This window comes from Nostoc sp. FACHB-110, from assembly GCF_014697425.1.
In the GTDB taxonomy this organism is placed as follows: Bacteria; Cyanobacteriota; Cyanobacteriia; order Cyanobacteriales; family Nostocaceae; genus Nostoc_B.
Genome location: NZ_JACJRU010000027.1, coordinates 39,689 through 58,198, shown reverse-complemented (window position 1 = coordinate 58,198; position 18,510 = coordinate 39,689). Strand labels below are relative to the sequence as shown.

At 42.5% G+C, this 18,510-nt stretch carries 16 protein-coding genes; 9 read left to right on the top strand and 7 right to left on the bottom strand.

Translation table 11 applies throughout. From position 1 onward, the window contains the following. Positions 1 to 17: 17 nt before the first annotated feature. From H6G69_RS21990 to H6G69_RS21980, 3 genes are all read right to left on the bottom strand, one after another. On the bottom strand, positions 18 to 623 hold the full coding sequence (locus tag H6G69_RS21990) for a sulfite oxidase-like oxidoreductase (protein WP_190691248.1): 606 nt from the start codon (positions 621 to 623) through the stop codon (positions 18 to 20). Between the two features lie 537 nt (positions 624 to 1,160). Beyond that, positions 1,161 to 1,334, bottom strand: coding sequence for a 50S ribosomal protein L32 (gene rpmF / locus H6G69_RS21985; protein WP_190691247.1), 174 nt, complete (start codon positions 1,332 to 1,334; stop codon positions 1,161 to 1,163). A 119-nt stretch (positions 1,335 to 1,453) separates the two neighbouring features. Then, the gene (locus H6G69_RS21980) at positions 1,454 to 2,035 is read right to left on the bottom strand and encodes a hypothetical protein (protein ID WP_190691246.1); all 582 of its coding nucleotides are present in this window, start codon (positions 2,033 to 2,035) and stop codon (positions 1,454 to 1,456) included. Between the two features lie 198 nt (positions 2,036 to 2,233). Between H6G69_RS21980 and H6G69_RS21975 the strand changes: the two genes are divergently transcribed. Further along, positions 2,234 to 4,165, top strand: coding sequence for a caspase family protein (locus tag H6G69_RS21975; protein WP_190691245.1), 1,932 nt, complete (start codon positions 2,234 to 2,236; stop codon positions 4,163 to 4,165). A 137-nt stretch (positions 4,166 to 4,302) separates the two neighbouring features. On the opposite strand, the gene H6G69_RS21970 is transcribed toward H6G69_RS21975, so the two are convergent. Further along, on the bottom strand, positions 4,303 to 4,680 hold the full coding sequence (locus H6G69_RS21970) for a Mo-dependent nitrogenase C-terminal domain-containing protein (RefSeq protein ID WP_190691244.1): 378 nt from the start codon (positions 4,678 to 4,680) through the stop codon (positions 4,303 to 4,305). Positions 4,681 to 5,093: 413 nt separating this feature from the next. On the opposite strand from H6G69_RS21970, the gene H6G69_RS21965 reads away from it, so the two are divergent. Next, a complete protein-coding gene (locus H6G69_RS21965) occupies positions 5,094 to 6,290 on the top strand; it encodes an anion transporter (RefSeq protein WP_190691243.1) in 1,197 nt (398 codons plus the stop codon). Positions 6,291 to 6,365: 75 nt separating this feature from the next. Here H6G69_RS21965 and H6G69_RS21960 read toward each other — a convergent pair whose 3' ends face one another. From H6G69_RS21960 to H6G69_RS21950, 3 genes are all read right to left on the bottom strand, one after another. Beyond that, complete coding sequence (locus tag H6G69_RS21960) at positions 6,366 to 8,147, bottom strand: ribonuclease J (protein ID WP_190691242.1); 1,782 nt, start codon at positions 8,145 to 8,147, stop codon at positions 6,366 to 6,368. Between the two features lie 246 nt (positions 8,148 to 8,393). Next, the gene (gene dapA / locus H6G69_RS21955; protein ID WP_190691241.1) at positions 8,394 to 9,278 is read right to left on the bottom strand and encodes a 4-hydroxy-tetrahydrodipicolinate synthase; all 885 of its coding nucleotides are present in this window, start codon (positions 9,276 to 9,278) and stop codon (positions 8,394 to 8,396) included. 137 nt (positions 9,279 to 9,415) lie between these two features. Next, on the bottom strand, positions 9,416 to 10,459 hold the full coding sequence (locus H6G69_RS21950) for an aspartate-semialdehyde dehydrogenase (RefSeq protein ID WP_190691240.1): 1,044 nt from the start codon (positions 10,457 to 10,459) through the stop codon (positions 9,416 to 9,418). Positions 10,460 to 10,743: 284 nt separating this feature from the next. On the opposite strand from H6G69_RS21950, the gene H6G69_RS21945 reads away from it, so the two are divergent. The 7 genes from H6G69_RS21945 (at position 10,744) to moaA (ending at position 18,501) form a co-directional block, all read left to right on the top strand. Continuing rightward, positions 10,744 to 10,911 (top strand): hypothetical protein, encoded by a 168-nt coding sequence (locus H6G69_RS21945; protein ID WP_190691239.1) that lies wholly within the window; start codon positions 10,744 to 10,746, stop codon positions 10,909 to 10,911. Positions 10,912 to 11,375: 464 nt separating this feature from the next. Continuing rightward, positions 11,376 to 12,797: a trigger factor gene (gene tig, locus H6G69_RS21940; protein ID WP_190691238.1), complete on the top strand. Its 1,422-nt coding sequence runs from the start codon at positions 11,376 to 11,378 to the stop codon at positions 12,795 to 12,797. Between the two features lie 398 nt (positions 12,798 to 13,195). Next, a complete protein-coding gene (clpP, locus tag H6G69_RS21935; protein WP_190691237.1) occupies positions 13,196 to 13,894 on the top strand; it encodes an ATP-dependent Clp endopeptidase proteolytic subunit ClpP in 699 nt (232 codons plus the stop codon). 9 nt (positions 13,895 to 13,903) lie between these two features. Next, a complete protein-coding gene (gene clpX / locus H6G69_RS21930) occupies positions 13,904 to 15,244 on the top strand; it encodes an ATP-dependent protease ATP-binding subunit ClpX (protein WP_190691236.1) in 1,341 nt (446 codons plus the stop codon). Between the two features lie 127 nt (positions 15,245 to 15,371). Continuing rightward, positions 15,372 to 16,292 (top strand): alpha/beta fold hydrolase, encoded by a 921-nt coding sequence (locus tag H6G69_RS21925; RefSeq protein ID WP_190691235.1) that lies wholly within the window; start codon positions 15,372 to 15,374, stop codon positions 16,290 to 16,292. Between the two features lie 196 nt (positions 16,293 to 16,488). Then, positions 16,489 to 17,433, top strand: a complete 945-nt coding sequence (locus H6G69_RS21920) for a serine protease (RefSeq protein WP_190691234.1) — start codon at positions 16,489 to 16,491, stop codon at positions 17,431 to 17,433. A gap of 81 nt (positions 17,434 to 17,514) precedes the next feature. After that, positions 17,515 to 18,501, top strand: coding sequence for a GTP 3',8-cyclase MoaA (moaA, locus tag H6G69_RS21915; RefSeq protein ID WP_190691233.1), 987 nt, complete (start codon positions 17,515 to 17,517; stop codon positions 18,499 to 18,501). Positions 18,502 to 18,510: the final 9 nt, after the last annotated feature.

The following is an 18,510-nucleotide window of genomic DNA, read 5'->3' as shown; positions in this document are numbered from 1 at the left end:
ATCTCTAATATAAAAGATTAAAATCCAAACGCACTACTGTAACGTTCTTCCGCCCAAGGTTCACCACGGTGATGGTAGCCATTACGCTCCCAAAAACCTAGTTCTTCTTGGTTGAGGAACTCCAAACCATTAATCCATTTAGCACTTTTCCAAGCATAGAGGTGGGGTACAACTAGCCGCAATGGCCCGCCATGTTCTGCGGGTAATGGTTCACCAAACAGTTGAAAAGCAAAGAAGTTTTCTTCTCTAACAAAGTCTTCCATTGAAATGTTAGTAGTGTAGCCACCGTAGCAATGTTCCATCAAATGTGCAGCTTGTGGCTCTACTTCTAGCAAATTCATGAAGTCTGTAACCTTGATACCCGTCCACTTGACATCTAGCTTTGACCAGCGCGTGACACAGTGAAAATCGGCTGTAAACTCGTGCTGTGGTAAGGCCATAAAATCTGACCAGCTAAAAACAGCAGGTTTCGCTAAACCCCAAACTCGAAATTCCCAACCTTCTATACTGACTTGGGGTGTTGCACCGTAGGTTAATACAGGGAAACCTTTAGCTAAGTGTTGTCCTGGTGGGACACGTTCTCCCTGTTCTTGATTTGGTTTTTGAAAAAATTTTCCTAACATATTCTCAGCAGGGTTTTAGGGGTATGGGAATATCTGACAGGTGTAGGGGTGTAAGGGTGTGAGGGGGATGGAACTCTGATTAAATCGTGATTTTTAGAGTCGCTACTCATCACTGGGTTAAAAACCTACGCTTGTGAGTATGGGAATATAAGATGTAGAGGGTAAGATTTTCTTACACCCCTACACCCTTGACACCCAGTCTCAACGTTGATATTTGTGCGTTAATCTTAATTGTTTCCGAGAGCCTCAGCATCAACAACTAGACTCAGTAAGAGAAATAATATTAATTTTGCTGAACACCTAATCTTTAAGAGCAGAAGATATTTTACTGTTAATTATGATTATTTGATCATCAGTCATGGGTAAGAGGTAATGGGTAATGGTTTTTCCTGGTTACTCATTACCAATTTTTTGTTTAGCTGCTGAGTTTCTAAACCCCATAGAGGATTTTGCAACTGCTAAAACGCTAGAAAGCCTGAGCGGTGACTTTTACCGCTCAAATCTTCGGTGATGCTTGCGCTTTTGCTTAACTGGAAATTAGGATTCTTCTTCCTCTTCTTCAGCAGCAGGATAGACAAATGTAGAACGTCCAGTCAAAATAGATTTGCCCAGAGACAGAGCTTTTTGCGCTTCAACAGCAGCTTTGCGTCTCCAAGTAGCCCGACGTTTATCTCTTTTAGATTTGGATGTTTTCTTCTTAGGAACAGCCATAGTAGCGGATATCGCATTTTTTGACAACCTTTTTATTCTAAGCCATCTATTGGCATCCGTAATGATCTTTCCCCAGAAGCATTGCTAAACCTGGATATGAATTGTGGATAGACAAAATATCATTGAGGCTGGTTAGCTGGGTTAGCACTTGGTTCGCTAGGCGGGGGAGCAGCCCCTGGAACTGGTGGTGTTTTTGCTGGCTGCGCGGGTGGTGCAACTGTATTGATAGGAGCTAGAGTAGGAGAATTTGTCGGGGTTTTTTCAAAGAACAGTAGCGATCGCGCTGTTTTAAAATAAGTTGCCCAACGTTGAGTATCAGGACGAGAACGCCATTGGGGGCGGCTAACCTCTAAAGACAGAATTGGGGCGATCGCACCGTAACTCTGTACGGAAACAATAATCGAAACATCTGTAGCTAATATATCCTGGTCAAAACTGCGTTGGGCGGCGGCTCTAGCTGTAGCCTCGGCTCTGCGTAGCGTAGTTTCGTAATTTTCATCTGGTAATCTATCAATAATTAAGTCAACTCTAGCCGTATAAGCTCTGACTATTTGTGATGACATAATTTCTGCTGCAAACCATACAGGCACAGTAGACAAGAGCAAAAATATTAATGGAAATATCCGGATTCTTTGGGCAATTTGACTAATAAATAAAAAGGGAATGATCGATGATCGTTGGTAAACAACATTCCTGGTCATAACCTTAAAGCTCCTTATTACTCATGGCCTGTAATTGAAATTGTCTGAGAATTTTTACTGGAATTAAAGGCAATAAAAATTACTTAGTTTTTGGGATTCGAGCAGAATCCTTAAGACTATAAGACATAGGTTAGCTTTGTTTTTTCAGCAAAGCCAACCGCAATTTTAGGCAAGTCCACCACAACCTACAAAGAGCGGATGGCAAATTACTGGGCGATCGCAATCGGCATCAATCAATATCAATTCTTTCAACCTTTACGCTGCGCGCAAGCTGATGCTGAGGCGTTAAAAAACTTTTTAGTTCAAGAAGCAGGTTTTACCCCCCAACGCTGTCTATTGATGACAGATACTTCGCCACCAATTGGGGATAGATCCACCTATCCAACAAAGGAAAATATTCTCTTTTTGTTGGAGGACTTAGCCGCAGCCTGCTGGCAACCAGGCGATCATGTATGGTTTTTCTTTAGCGGTTATGGTGTTAACCATATAGGTCAAGATTACTTGATGCCTGTGGAAGGAAATCCAGAACTAGTGCAGGAAAGTGCGATTGAAGTGCGATCGCTGCTCAAAAGCTTGCAATTAGCTCAAGTCAATGTTTTAGTGCTGCTGGATATTAACCGGGCTTCTAGTACCCAAGCCGATGCGATCGTTGGGCAAGACACTATCGAACTAGCCAAAAAATTACAACTAGCAACAATTGTTTCTTGCGAACCAGAGCAATTTTCCCGTGAAAGTAGTGAGTTAGGTTACGGATTCTTCACTGCGGCATTATTAGCCGCTTTGCGTTCCGGTCAGGGCAACAATTTAGTAGCTTTAGATAGCTATTTAAGTGTTTTCACTCCCGAATTGTGCCAACACTATTGGCGGCCTACACAAAACCCCGTAGCAATTATTCCAGCCGCCCAAGAAGCCATAGCCCTCTTGCCGCATCCAGAGGTGAAGCATTCCAATGGGGTTATCCCCAGCACCTTAGAACCCAGTGAAACACCACCTCAAGAATTTAAGCTCCACGAAGAAGGTAGTATTTTTCCAGAGGAAAACTTTGCTGTAGCTTTAGCTGCACCTCCTTTAGCACCAACATCCTCCACAAATCCAGCTAAGTCCCCAGCTATCGGTACTTGGGGAGAAGCATCAACTTTAGAAGCGGTTGGCTCTAAATCACCAAATTTCTACTTACCAACAGAACAAATCCCCCAATCACCAGACTTAGCAGAACAACAAGAGTATTTCAAACAAAAATCACAATTAATTCCTCCTTCCCCAGAAGCGACTAAGGGAGGTCGGTTTATTCCAGATATTCCACAACCTTATATCTCCCGTTTGCCTGAGAAAAAAGCCAGAAGCTCATTTTGGCAGCAACTGGTCTTTTGGGGAGGAGGTATGATGTTAGCGATCGCTTTAGTGACAGTAGTTTTTCTCCGCAATCAAACTAAACTGATCACAGGCCAAAAGATGTTATCCGCATCTTCTAGCGACAATACCTTAATTTCAGCAACAAACCAGTCTAATGCTCAAATCAACTCTCATTCGGAGTCCCAAAAACGGAATCAAGCAGTATTAGACTTGGCAAAAATGTCTCTTAGACAAACTCAAGCTAGCGACCTTAGTTTAGCAATTGCCACAGCCCGCAAAATTCCAGCCGGCGAGCCACTTTACGACCAAGCACAAGAAAATATCAAGATTTGGAGCAACATGATCCTCAATTTAGCTGAGGGGCGTGCCAAGCAAAGACAGTATGCTAATGCTATTGCTGCGGCACAATTAATCAGCAAAAATGAGTCAATTTATCCTCAAGCACAAGCAGCAATTAAGCAATGGCGAGAAGAAGCCAAACTGTACCTCGCTAACAAAACTCTGCTAGATGCCGCAAACGCCTTAATTAAGCCAGAGCAAGCATCTACTTATAATCGTGCCATTGAAGTTGCCAAACGAGTTCCCCAAGGTCAACCTGGATTCGATTTGGCACAAAAATCCATCAATAAATGGAGCGAAAAAATTTTAGACCTTGCAAAAAGCCGCGCCGCAGAGGGTAATCTCAAAGCAGCAATTGAAACAGCTAACTTAGTTCCTGAAGTCACAGCTGTTTATGAAGATGCTCAAGCAGCAATCCAAAAATGGCAGAAAAAATAGGTATTAGTCAAAAGTCAATAGTCCATAGTCAAGACGAATTAACTTTGACTATGGACTATTGAGCAATGATTTATTGTATGAGCCAGGGCATATAGAGCGAGAAAGGCAGGAAAAAATCTTTTATTTCCTACCCTTACCTAACAGTACTGTGAAACATCCTCGCCGCATTCGTCAGCTAGATAGCACAGGGCGCGGAAACGCAAACTCACAACTTCCTCGTATAAAGGGTTAAGTTTGCACATAGGTGGAATGTGTAATATGGTTTTGCCGAATAATGTGATGTCGCGCTCAAACGGACATTGAGCCGGAATCATTCTGCACAAACGATGAGCTAATGCGCGATCGCTGACTTGAATGTTATCTAACCACTGTCGTAGGGGTTGAAAAATATCAAACTCAGATTTTGATTTTGGATGATGCAACTGGGTTACATGAGTGTTGCTAATCTCTGCCGAATTTAACGCAACCCAACTTGCCAAAAAAATCTTTTTTGTGGTATTATCGAATACCTTCATGGTTAAGCCTCTATTTTCTTGAGGGTATTCACCGTTCTGATGAATATATACAGCGTGACAACTAGACTTACCGGAAAAATCTTGTTCTGACTGCCATACAATCGGAAAATATAGTAACTACTGATGTCGGAACACCTTTGTTACTACGTTAAGTAAATCGCAATTTTTTCGGAAACGGTAGTGTAAAAATCCGATCTTGTTTATAAATTGACACAGTTTAAATTTTAATAAAGACATCTATCAATGGGCGGATTTTGCAATAATCTTTATAAAACTTAATATGACCATGATACTTGGTATTTTCCGCAAGTTTAAGCCTCAGCTAGAGAGAGAAATGTGCAGATAAATGCCTTTTGTGATTAAAGAACATCTGATAATCAGATATTCCGGCGATAAATGGCTGAATCAGTAAAGTGATTGTCAAGCAAGTTGCAATTTATATCTTGTTAGGGCTGACTTATTTAGGTTTAGCCTTGGGCTACATTCCGGGCTTGCGGATGAACCGCGCCACCATTGCTTTAGTTGGCTCAAGCTTTTTAATTGCTTTGGGCGTATTAAACTTACAAGAAGCATGGCAAGCGATTGATGCCAATACCATCGTGTTTTTGTTGAGTATGATGGTAGTGAATGCGAATTTATCTTACGCAGGATTTTTTGGGCGATCGCTATCGTTACTATTAAGTATTACGCGCAGTCCCTTGGGCTTATTGATTGCTCTCACCTTTGGTAGCGGGATTCTTTCAGCATTTTTTCTCAATGACACTCTAGCGTTAGTTTTCACACCGCTAACTTTAAGCCTGACTACCAGTTTGGGTTTAAATCCTTTACCTTATTTACTAGCGATCGCAGGTGCAACTAATATTGGTTCTGTTGCTACCTTAAGCGGTAATCCGCAAAATATTCTCATTGGTTCGTTTTCTGGTATTCCCTACCTAGATTTTTTGCGTGCATTAACACCTGTTGCTTTGATAGGCTTAGTAATTCAGATAATCTGGCTGTGGTTTCTCTACCCTGATGTGCGTTCCCTCCAGCCTTGTCAAAACTTACCTAACAGCAATCAACGTATATTTAAGCCTTTATTTAATAAGACCTTAGTCATCACAGCTGGGTTACTGATAGCCTTTGCTTTAGGTTTACCTTTAGGAGAATCTGCTTTAGTTGCAGCAAGTTTGTTATTAATCACGCGCCGCATCAAACCCCAACGCATTCTTAAACACGTCGATTGGAATTTGCTCGTGATGTTTTCCGGATTATTCATCCTGACAAAAGCCACGCAAAAATTAAATTTACTCCAGTCTTTTACCCAGACAATTAACTCGGCTGCAAGTCTTTTGGGTGTGACGGTTATTTTGTCTAACTTAATTTCTAATGTTCCTGCTGTTCTACTATTGCATCCTTTGATTCCCAAGGATGATACTCAATCATGGTTATTATTAGCAGCAGGTTCAACTTTAGCAGGTAACTTAACTTTATTTGGTTCTGTTGCTAATCTCATAGTTGCTGAAGCAGCTAGCGGCCTAGGTTACAAGCTCACGTTTTTAGAACATCTCCGCTTTGGGTTGCCGTTAACTTTGGCTACTTTAGTATTAGTTTATTTGTTTGTTCACTAGAATTTTTTTTCTCGCGCAAAGGCGCAAAGGCGCAAAGTATTTCTTCGCGCCTTTGCATCTAAACTTAGACAATTCCTAAGAGGCGACTTGAGCCGCAGTACGAGTGCGCCGCCTTCTACCATCAGCAACTTTTACAGTAGTAGGTGCTTCAGGTTCATCAGGAATTTGCATTAATAGTGTCACAGTGGGTTGACATTGCAATTCCCGCCGAATTGAACGTGCTAATTCTCGTTCTAAAGTCCCTTGCAATCCACCCCAGTCTACTTCAGGTTGTTCTCCTTCCAAGGAGGCAAATTCTGTCCAACGCACGCTGAGAATTTCTTCAATGCGCTGCTGTACCCATTTTTGGATGAGCGATCGCTCTACACTAGTAACAACACCACGTAGGTGAATTTCTGGCTTGGCAAGGAGTTTACCAGTCCAATCAATCGCCGTAGCAATAGTCACAATTCCTTCTTCTGCCATACGTTGCCGTTCTTGCAGTACCTTGGCACTCACCATACCAGAACTAGAGGTATCCACCAGTTCGATACCAGACTGTACTTTACCAGCAGCACGGATGGAATTTTCGGTTAACTCTATCACATCCCCATTCTGGATAATTACCATATTTTCGGCGGGGATACCCATACTTTGGGCGGTTTCGGCGTGTTTAACTAACATCCGATGTTCACCGTGAACTGGCAAGAAGAATTTAGGACGAGTTAAAGCAATCATTAACTTTTGGTCTTCTTGACAGCCGTGGCCGGAAACGTGAACTCCCTTATCCCTTCCATAGACTACTTTCGCGCCTTGCAGCATTAATTTGTCGATGGTGTTCACAACTGCAATTGTGTTTCCGGGGATGGGGTTAGCGGAGAAGACAACAGTATCGCCTTCCCGAATTTTGATGTGGGGGTGTTCTTTATTAGCAATGCGTGTCATTGCCGCCATTGTCTCACCTTGAGAACCTGTGGTGAGAATCAAAACGTTTTCATCTGGCAGACTGCGAACCATGTGTAGGGGTTGCAGTAAGTTATCTTCACATTTGACATAACCCAAGTTACGGGCATGGGCAATCAAATTCAGCATGGAACGTCCGACAACTGTCACCACGCGGTTGTGTTTCTGTGCCAGTTGCAAAATCATGTTGATGCGATGCACAGAAGAAGCGAAGGTGGTAACAAACAATCGCCCAGTTGCTTGACTAAATACCCGATCTAAATTTGGATAAACGGAACGTTCGGAAGGGGTGAAGCCTGGTACTTCTGAGTTGGTGGAATCACTCAACAAACAAAGCACGCCTTTTTCACCATGTTCTGCCAAGCGTTGCAAGTCGAATTTTTCGCCATCAACTGGGGTGTGGTCGAATTTAAAATCCCCTGTGTGAATCACAACACCCAGGGGAGTATGAATAGCGACGGTAAAGCTATCAGCGATGGAATGTGTATTACGGATGTACTCGACAAAAAAATGTTTGCCTATTCTCACTACATCACGCGGCATCACTGAACGCAACTCTGTGCGATCGCGGACTCCGGCTTCTTCTAATTTTCCTTCCAGCATGGCCATAGCTAGTCTTGGCCCGTAAATCACCGGAATTTCAAATTGTTTGAGGTGAAAAGCAATCCCACCAATATGGTCTTCATGACCGTGGGTAACGATCATCCCTTGAATTTTTTCGCGGTTTTCCCTGAGATAAGTAGTATCAGGAAGAACAATATTTACCCCATGCATAGCTTCTGTGGGAAAAGCTAAACCCGCATCTAATAAGACAATTTCATCTTCGTATTCAAAAACGCAGGTATTTTTGCCAATTTCATGTAAACCGCCCAATGGAATAATTTTGAGGGCGGAGTTAGCTTCGTTTTTAGCCATTTTCTCCTTAAGTTTAGATTGTTGTTGAGTGTTAATAAATTGAAGGTTAGCAAGCTTGTATTAAAGACAACACTGACTTTCTCTGAGAAAGCAGCCAAATCTTACTTTAAATTTTCAAAGTGTTTATTCAATAAAAACAAATCATCGTAAATATATTTTCAGCAGTGGAAACACACCGTTAAAAAGTGCATCTTTAAAATCTGCCAATTACTCATATATAATTCGCAACTTGCCAACCATTAGTGTCTAAATTAAATTTAGCTTCTGAAGCACCGCCTCTAATTGTTGGCTAACTTCTGAGTCAGCGTCGCATAAAGGCGGACGTGTCGAACCAACCTCCCAACCTTGAAGTTTAAGTGCTTTTTTAATGGGAATGGGATTTGTAGTTATAAATAAGGCTTTAAACAACGGGAATAGTTGAAGATGAATTTCTCTTGCTTGGGCAATTTTTCCCGCAATAAAAGCTTGAATCATCTGCTGTAGTTGGTTGCCTACCAGATGAGAAGCCACACTGACTACTCCTGTTGCCCCCAGTGCTAACAAGGGCAGGGTGAGGGAATCATCTCCAGCGTAAATCTGAAATTCTTGTGATGTCAACCGACGGATTTCACTTGCCTGATCTAAGTTACCACTGGCTTCTTTGATTCCAACAATGTTATCAATTTCTGCTAATTTAGCAACTGTTTCCGCACTGAGATTTTGACCTGTACGTCCAGGGATGTTGTATAACAACAGTGGCACATCAGGACAAGCTTGAGCGATTGCCTGAAAATGTTGATATAGACCAGCCTGTGGCGGTTTATTGTAGTAAGGTACAACTTGTAATGTACCGTGTACTCCTATTTTAGCTGCCTTTTCGGTAGCTGCGATCGCCTCTTTGGTGGAATTGGAACCACATCCTGCTATCACCTTGGCTTTGCCGGATACAGCCTGCAATACTTCCACAAATAGCTGATATTCCTCCTCCCAAGTTAGGGTGGGAGACTCGCCTGTTGTACCGCATACCACCAATGTATCCGTTCCGTTGTTAGCTAGATGCGCTGCTAGTTCTGCCGCTACAGCGTAATTGACACTACCGTCTGCTTTTAACGGTGTGATCATAGCGGTTAAAACTCTGCCAAAATCTCCCACCCTTTTATTACTCCTAATTACCTGCTTGGTTGTGTTTGCTTTGGTGGTTTTTCATAATGTATTAGCTTATTCGCTAATTACTTTCAAGAGTGATGTACTCATTTATGTGTCATTGATTCCTGACTAATGACGCATAATTATTGAGCAACGTAGGCCGCCGCAGACTTGAGTAGATTTTTTTCTACTAATAATTCAGCAATTTGCACTGCATTTAAAGCCGCACCTTTGCGGATTTGGTCGCCACAAAGCCACAGTTCTAAGCCGCAAGGATGAGAGATATCCTGACGAATTCTACCCACTAAAACTTCATCCCGTCCGGTGGCTTCTATAGGCATGGGAAAATGATTTGCCCGCCAATCTTCTACCAATTTTACCCCAGGAGCGCGACTTAAAATTTCTCTGGCTGTATCTGGATTAAATGGAGTTGCAAATTCTAAATTAATTGATTCTGAATGGGCGCGTAGTACGGGAACCCGTACACAGGTAGCCGTGATTCTCAGAAGCTGTGTATCAAAAATTTTTCTGGTTTCATTGACCATTTTCATTTCTTCCTCACAGTACCCTAAATCGTTAATTGGGGTGTTATGGGGAAACAAATTAAATGCCAATGGGTAAGGTAATACTTCAGCGACTGGTTCTTGCCCTTGTAAAATTTCCCTGGCTTGGGTTTTTACCTCTTCCATTGCTTTAGCACCAGCACCGCTAGCCGATTGGTAGGTAGCAGCAACAATCCGCTGGATGGGTTTAACTTGATGTAATGGCCAAATTGCCACTGCCATCAAAATTGTTGTGCAGTTGGGATTAGCAATAATGCCTTGATGGTTAGCTGCGGCTTGGGGATTTACCTCGGGGACAACTAAGGGAACTTCTGGGTTCATGCGAAAGGCACTGGAGTTATCAATAACTACTGCACCTTTTTCTACAGCAATGGGGGCCCATTTTTTTGATGTAGAACCACCAGCACTAGCTAATACTATATCTATGTTTTCCCAGGCGCGATCGCTAACTGCTTCTACGGGAATATTTTCGCCTTTAAAAGGTAGCGATCGTCCTACACTCCGCTCCGATGCCAATAATTTTAATTCCGAAATTGGAAAATTTCGATTTTCTAATAATTCCAGCAACTCTGTGCCGACAGCACCAGTCGCACCCAAAATAGCTACACGATACGTTTTAGACAAATGTACTTCCTCCTTTAAGAGGTGATTGAGTAATGGTTGAGAATTTTATTTAAATAGCAGATTTTGAATATATTTTTGTTACTTTATTCCAGCTTGTTGATCACAGTGGAGTGATTTAGCGTTTACATAAATTAATAAGCATTAGAAAAATTTACAATATTTATAATTAACCAGCAAATCTACCGCCAATTTTAAAAAAGTATATATTATTGTACAACAAATTGCTGTTAGAGGCAGAAATGGCAGCAATTGACTTTTAACTATACTCGCACGCGGCATTTTCTATGCACAAAGATTCTGCCTTGACTGTGATTTGGACTTATGCAGGCAATCAATGTACTATGATCCGAAATGGATTACAAGCAGTACAATCAACCACCGAGCTATGCGGTAAGCAGATAGTTAAACTTGACCTGAAGCAAAACGAGAATGAAGCTCTGCTGGTTGACTAGAATATCACGGTGTTAGCCTTTTGATATAAAAGTCTATCTCCAGCAGTAGGTGATAAGGAAAAAATTCTCAACAGCAGAACATTAGCTGGATTTTTATCACCTAGACTGCAAGTCTATTGTCAACAACAGGATGTGGGGTGCAGGGAAAACGGTATTGGTGAGGCAGCCTTCACCAATTCAATCGTCTGAAAATACAGGGCTTTTACTGTCGGGGTTTTTGCGGCTATCTCTTACCCCATACCCCACACCCTGCCCCATTAGGGCATAGTCAATTTAGATGGTGCATCAGTAAAGTTATTGCGCTAAAACGACAAGTCCTTGGCCAATGGCAGTAAACTAAATATCTACTGTAGGAACCTGCCTTGTGGGCGCCTCCCATCCCAACCTAAATAAATATCAACGCACAGAAGCGTTAAATCGCAGCTTGTGTACTTGGAGTTACAAATACCAAATAGAGACGAAGCATGAAAGTTACCCAGGAGAAACTTCCCGCCAGCCAAATTGGGCTAGAAATAGAGATTACACCAGAAATCACTAAACAAACCTACGAACAAGTTATTAAAAACTTATCCAGTACTGTAAATATTCCTGGGTTTCGTAAAGGTAAAGTACCTCGGCAGATATTACTACAACGCCTAGGTACAACTCGCATCAAGGCAGCAGCCCTAGAAGAACTAATTCAAGATGGGATAGAAAAAGCAGTCAAACAAGAAGACATCCAAGCAATTGGTCAACCACAGTTGCGTTCTTCCTTTGATGACTTAATCAATAATTATGAACCAGGCAAACCCCTCATCTTCTCTGCTGCTGTTGATGTCGAACCAGAAGTAATTCTCAAACAGTACACTGGTTTGCAAGCTCAAGCTGAGGAAGTTAAGTATGACCCAGCACAAGTAGAGAATGTGCTGGACAAAGAACGTCAAGAAATGGCAACATTAATTCCCGTAGAAGGACGTGCCGCCCAAATTGGAGACGTTGCTGTTGTAGATTTTAAAGGGGTAATAGCCAAAGCTGAAGGTGATGATCCTGAGGCAGAACCCACACCAATTCCTGGTGGCGAAGCTGCTGATTTTCAAGTAGAGTTACAGGAAGATAAATTTATCCCCGGTTTTGTGACAGGCATTATCGGCATGAATCCTGGCGAAACCAAGGAAATTTCCGCCCAATTCCCAGATCCTTACGTTAACCAAGAGTTAGCAGGCAAGCCAGCACTGTTTACAGTTACCCTCAAAGAACTCAAAGAAAAAGAATTGCCAGAATTGGACGACGACTTTGCTCAAGAAGTCAGCGACTTTGAAACCTTAGAGGAATTGCGGAAATCTCTAGAAGAACGGTATCAAAAAGAAGCTGCGGATAAAACTAAAACTAATCAACAAGAAGCATTGCTGGCAGAACTTCTCAAGTATGTAGAAATTGACTTGCCAGGAACATTAATTGAGCAAGAAGTTGATGCAATGCTGACCCAAACAGCTATGCGCCTAGCACAGCAGGGTTTGGATGTGAGAAAGCTGTTTACTCAAGATATTATTCCCCAATTGCGGGAGCGATCGCGCGGCGAGGCAATTGAACGCATCAAACGTTCTTTAGCCTTACGAGAAATCGGCAAACGCGAATCTCTCACCGTTACCCCAGAAGAAATTCAAGCCAGAGTCACAGAACTTTTGCAGCAATATGCTGAGGAAGAAGTTGACGAAGATAGACTGCAGTCAATGGTAGAAAACGAACTGTTGAGTGAAAAAATCATCAATTGGCTGTTAGAAAATTCATCAGTTGAACTAGTTCCAGAAGGCACTTTAAGCACTGCATCAGAAACATCTGAAGAAACTGAAGCAGCAAGCCCAGAAGCAGAAGCAAGCCCAGAAGCTACCCCAGAACCAGAAGCATAGCTTTAGCCTGTCAGGGTGCAGGAAAAAAGAAGGAATCAGAAATTTCCCCTCCGCCCCCTGCACCCCACCCCGTTGCCTCTTTTCTTCGGCTATTTCTACTTTTGGGCGATCGCAATTCGGCTGTTCGTAGATTAGGCTAGTAGAGTAATAGCTGTCTTGTTAGAGTATGAACAATTATTACTCAGCACTGGGTCTTCCAGGTTGGAGAGAGGCTGAATACTCCTGAAATATGGAGTAAAACTCTATCTCTGTACTTGCCTGAGCTTGATAGTGTGTTACACGAGAAGAATCTGGATGAGGCATAATGGTTAACACATAGCGCAAATAAAATCTCATCCATAAAAAAAGCAGCGATCGCTGCTGTAAACTAAGTCCTCATAATTTTCAAACTTTCTCCTATGCTTTTATCGCAGTCGGGAAATTACCCCATCATCAGTTCCAGTCATCTAGCTATCAACTCCCATCTGAATGGCCCCAACAGCATCGTGCCAACTGTGGTAGAGCAGTCTGGTATGGGAGAAAGGGCGTTTGACATCTACTCCCGCCTGCTCAGAGAGCGGATTATCTTTTTGGGAACTCCCATAGATGACACCGTTGCCAATTCTATCGTCGCCCAGTTGTTGTTCTTAGATTCGGAAGACTCAGAAAAAGACATTCAACTGTACATTAATTCTCCAGGCGGCTCAGTCTACGCAGGAATGGCAATTTATGATACAATCCAACAAATCCGTCCCGATGTTGTTACTATTTGTTTTGGGTTAGCTGCCAGTATGGGGGCATTTTTGTTAGCAGCAGGGACAGCAGGTAAACGGATGTCTCTACCTGACTCACGTATTATGATCCACCAACCCCTAGGTGGCGCACAAGGTCAAGCCATTGATATAGAAATTCAAGCTAGAGAGATTCTCTATATCAAAGGTCAGTTGAATGAATTATTGGCTCATCATACTGGTCAACCCCTAGAGAGAATCGAAGCAGATACAGACCGCGACTTTTTCATGTCGGCAGAAGAAGCTAAAAACTACGGTTTGATAGATCAGGTCATCTCCCGACAAAATCTTCCCACAGCTGGGGAAAACGTCACCATTGTCAAATAAGAGGCTGGTATGTCTAAGTACGACTCCCATTTAAAATGTTCGTTTTGTGGCAAGTCTCAAGAGCAGGTGCGTAAGTTAATCGCAGGGCCGGGAGTTTACATCTGCGATGAATGCGTTGACTTGTGTAATGAAATACTAGATGAGGAGTTACTGGACACCAACGGTGTAGCGTCGCAACCAGCACCAAAGTCTGAAGCACCTCAAAAACGTCGTAATCGTTCTGCTAATATCTCTTTTAATCAGATACCCAAACCAAGAGAGATTAAAAAGTATCTAGACGAACACGTTATTGGCCAAGACGAAGCCAAAAAGGTGTTATCAGTCGCAGTCTACAATCATTACAAACGACTGGCAATTTTGCAGTCTAAAAGTAGTGGCAAAAATGCCACAGATGACTCTGTGGAACTGCAAAAGTCCAACATTTTGTTAATTGGGCCAACTGGTTGCGGCAAAACCCTATTAGCGCAAACCTTAGCGAAAATTTTGGATGTCCCCTTTGCTGTTGCTGACGCTACGACACTAACAGAAGCAGGGTATGTCGGTGAAGATGTAGAAAATATTTTGTTGCGGCTATTGCAAGTTGCAGATTTAGACGTAGAAGAAGCGCAACGAGGCATTATCTACATTGACGAAATTGATAAAATTGCCCGCAAGAGCGAAAACCCATCAATTACCCGCGATGTTTCTGGTGAAGGGGTACAGCAAGCTCTCTTAAAAATGCTAGAAGGCACGATCGCTAACGTACCACCGCAAGGAGGACGCAAGCATCCGTATCAAGACTGCATCCAAATTGATACCAGCAATATTCTATTTATCTGTGGCGGAGCCTTCGTCGGTCTGGAGAAGGTAGTAGAGCAAAGAGGTGGCAAAAAGTCAATAGGCTTTGTGCAACCTGGTGAAAGTCAATCGAAGGAAAAACGCGCCGCTGACACCCTACGTCATTTGGAACCAGATGATTTGGTGAAGTTTGGGATGATTCCCGAATTTATTGGCCGGATGCCAATGGTGGCGGTAGTCGATCCGCTAGATGAAGAAGCATTGATGGCGATTTTGACCCAACCACGCAGTGCCTTGGTGAAACAGTACCAAAAACTGCTGAAGATGGACAACGTGCAGTTAGATTTTAAACCAGACGCTTTACGAGCGATCGCCCAAGAAGCTTACCGTCGGAAAACTGGCGCAAGAGCCTTACGCGGCATCGTCGAAGAATTGATGTTAGATGTAATGTATGAGTTACCATCCCGTAAAGATGTGACTCGCTGCACCGTAACCCGGGAAATGGTCGAAAAACGCTCTACAGCCGAACTGATAGTACATCCATCCTCATTACCAAAACCAGAATCAGCTTAAATTAGTGCTAAGTGCTGAGTTCTGAGTGCTGAGTATTGATTAAAGTTAGGAAAGAGGAGTTTTGAGTGAGGACTAATGACAAACTCGAAACTCCTAATTTTTATTTCCTCAATGCTAACTCTCAAAAATGCCTTATATTGATGTTCGTGGTGTTGAACATTACTACGAGTGGGTGAAACAATCATCTACTGCGTTATCTAAACCCGTGATGGTGTTTGTTCATGGTTGGGCTGGTTCAGGTAGATACTGGAAAAGCACTGCTGATGCTTTGTCAGATAAGTTTGATTGCCTACTTTATGATATGCGGGGATTTGGGCGATCGCGGGGAAAACCAACTATCATTCAAGCTAGTGAGTCTGTGGCTGAGTCTCAAACACCTCAAGAAACATCAGCAGCCATACAAGAGTTAACTTATGAGTTAGAAGAATATGCTGATGATTTAGCAATTTTATTAGATGAATTGCATCTTGGGCGTGTTTATATTCAAGCCCATTCAATGGGTGCTTCGGTTGCGACTTTATTTTTTAACCGCTATCCTCAACGTGTAGAACGTGGGATTTTGACTTGTAGCGGCATTTTTGAATATGACGAAAAAGCTTTTGCTGCTTTTCATAAATTTGGTGGCTATGTCGTGAAATTCCGTCCCAAATGGTTGGGTAAAATTCCATTTGTTGACCGAATGTTTATGGCGAGATTTTTGCATCGCTCCATTCCTAAATCTGAACGCCAAGCATTTTTACAAGATTTTTTAGAAGCAGATTATGATGCTGCTTTAGGCACAATTTTTACTTCTGTGAGCAAGGCACAATCTGAATTAATGCCACAAGAATTTGCCAAACTCACTGTCCCGACTTTGCTGGTGGCTGGAGAATACGACCAAATTATTCCAGCAGCAATGGGACGACAAGCGGCAGCTTTGAATGACAGAATTGAGTATGCCCTGATGCCTAATACAGCCCATTTCCCCATGCTGGAAGATCCCCAGGCTTACTTGCAACGTGTACAAGAGTTTTTGCCAGTTTCTGTACCAAGAGCGCAACCAGGTTAGTTTTCACCATCACAATCAAATATTTTGTGAATAATTAGAACCCCGCTTTTTACAAAGTCGGGGTTTTTGCTAGTTCGGAATTTGAGTAGTGTGGAGTGTTTTTAAACGCAAAGTCACGCGGAGTTTTGCTGCTGACAATTAAGCTGATTCTCATTCAGGGATGGTATTAGTGTTCATAAATCAAAGAGGCTCATCAATGAATTACACATTTATTTCTCAAAAACTTTTTGCAAAATTAGTATCAGGTTTTCTTGTTTTGACAACGTTGGGGGTTTGGGCTTCTTTACAGGCACAGGCGCAAACACAACCTGAGTCAACTGTGTCTCCTACACTAAAAAAGGTGGGTCAACTACAATTACAAAATAACGGCAAACCATTTAAACCATCAGAACTAGAGCAATCAAATAAACCTATTAAAGCTGGAACACGCGGGACAATAGGTTCAGACGATCGCCTGCCAATGTTAAGTAATAATTATCCTTGGTCAACTATTGGTCGTATTGTTGGCGAATCAAACTCTCAAACTTATAGCTGTACGGGTACTTTAATTGACGAGGATATTGTGGTAACAAATGCTCACTGTGTAGTTGACCCGAAAACTGGTCAAGTTGCCAAGCGAGTTGTCTTTTTAGCAAATGTGGTTGATGGTAAATATAGAGATAGTGCCGTTGCTGTGCAATATTTCGCTGGCACTGATTTTCAAGATGAGAATGCTGAGGCTAATGATTGGGCAGTTATTAAAATTAATCAACCGCTGGGTCGAAAATATGGTTATTTGGGCTGGAAATCTTTGCCTGCGTCAACTTTAATTCGTAATCAGAAGAAATTGTTTTTCGTCGGTTATTCTGGCGATTATCCGCAAGCAGATACAGAAAAGTTTTGGGGTTTAACAGCAGGTCAGGGATGGACGGCAAGTTTTCAAGCTGGTTGTAGTATTGTTGATGAACAGTCAAATATTTTATTGCATGATTGCGACACTGCGGGTGGCTCATCTGGTGGCCCAATTATTGCCTCAATTGCTGGTGAACCTTACATTGTGGCTTTGAATAATGCAGAAATTTTAGACCGTAGAAGTGGGCAAGGCTTGATTAACTTAGCCGTAAAAATATCTTTTTTAGATAGTTTATTTGGGCAGAAGTAATTTTTTCAAGACGAGAGGGGATGGGGAAAAGGCTTTGTGTCCCTGTTCTGGGCTACTTAGAATAGAAATAAAAGTTTTAAAATGAACCAGGTAGATTACCTCCGTATTAGCTTAATTGACCGCTGCAATTTCCGGTGTCAGTACTGTATGCCGGAAGGTGCAGAGTTAGAATACGCTTTAAAGCAGCAATTACTGACTGATCATGAATTACTCACCCTGATTCAAGAGGTATTTATTCCTGTTGGATTTACAAGGTTTCGGTTAACGGGGGGAGAGCCTTTACTGCGTCCTGGTGTTGTCAATTTAGTCAGAGCGATGGCATCATTCAGCGAGACTAAAGACTTGTCGATGACAACTAATGGGTTTTTACTCGCGCCTATTGCCCAAAGTCTTTACGATGCAGGTTTACGCCGCATTAATATCAGTTTAGATTCCCTTGATCCCGATATCTTTGATCAAATTATTGGCAATCACGGACGTTCTCGCTGGCAACAAGTTTGGGACGGGATTCAAGCTGCCTACAAGGTGGGTTTTGACCCGCTAAAGCTAAATGTAGTAGTGATCCCTGGCGTTAACGACCACGAAGTTCTTGATTTAGCTGCCCTCACCATTGACAAACAGTGGCACGTCCGATTTATTGAGTTTATGCCTATCGGCAATTGGCAACTATTTGGCGATCGCGGTTGGGTATCTTCTGCTGATTTACGTCAACGCATCCGCCACCAATGGGGCTTGACAGAATCGCAAGTTAGTGGTAGTGGGCCTGCTGATGTTTTTCAAATTCCGGGAGCAAAAGGCACACTGGGATTTATTAGTCAGATGTCAGAATGTTTTTGCGATCGATGTAACCGGATGCGGTTGAGTGCAGATGGCTGGTTACGTCCTTGTTTATTAAACGAAACTGGTCAATTAGACTTAAAAACTGCTCTGCGTTCTGGTGAGGGCATCCATCAATTACGAGAACAAGTCAGAGATTTATTAGCAATCAAGCCAGAAATTAACTTTAAGGGCCGCGACTCTGGTACTACAGGTACATACAGCCGTACTATGTCGCAAATTGGCGGTTAAAAAAAGTCT

Coding starts and splice junctions, on each gene's coding strand:
- H6G69_RS21975 (WP_190691245.1), top strand. CDS start 2,234: ATGGCAAATTACTGGGCGATCGCAATCGGCATCAATCAATATCAATTC.
- moaA (WP_190691233.1), top strand. CDS start 17,515: ATGAACCAGGTAGATTACCTCCGTATTAGCTTAATTGACCGCTGCAAT.
- clpX (WP_190691236.1), top strand. CDS start 13,904: ATGTCTAAGTACGACTCCCATTTAAAATGTTCGTTTTGTGGCAAGTCT.
- H6G69_RS21925 (WP_190691235.1), top strand. CDS start 15,372: ATGCCTTATATTGATGTTCGTGGTGTTGAACATTACTACGAGTGGGTG.
- H6G69_RS21920 (WP_190691234.1), top strand. CDS start 16,489: ATGAATTACACATTTATTTCTCAAAAACTTTTTGCAAAATTAGTATCA.
- H6G69_RS21990 (WP_190691248.1), bottom strand. CDS start 623: ATGTTAGGAAAATTTTTTCAAAAACCAAATCAAGAACAGGGAGAACGT.
- H6G69_RS21945 (WP_190691239.1), top strand. CDS start 10,744: ATGCACAAAGATTCTGCCTTGACTGTGATTTGGACTTATGCAGGCAAT.
- rpmF (WP_190691247.1), bottom strand. CDS start 1,334: ATGGCTGTTCCTAAGAAGAAAACATCCAAATCTAAAAGAGATAAACGT.
- H6G69_RS21980 (WP_190691246.1), bottom strand. CDS start 2,035: ATGACCAGGAATGTTGTTTACCAACGATCATCGATCATTCCCTTTTTA.
- H6G69_RS21960 (WP_190691242.1), bottom strand. CDS start 8,147: ATGGCTAAAAACGAAGCTAACTCCGCCCTCAAAATTATTCCATTGGGC.
- H6G69_RS21970 (WP_190691244.1), bottom strand. CDS start 4,680: ATGAAGGTATTCGATAATACCACAAAAAAGATTTTTTTGGCAAGTTGG.
- clpP (WP_190691237.1), top strand. CDS start 13,196: ATGCTTTTATCGCAGTCGGGAAATTACCCCATCATCAGTTCCAGTCAT.
- tig (WP_190691238.1), top strand. CDS start 11,376: ATGAAAGTTACCCAGGAGAAACTTCCCGCCAGCCAAATTGGGCTAGAA.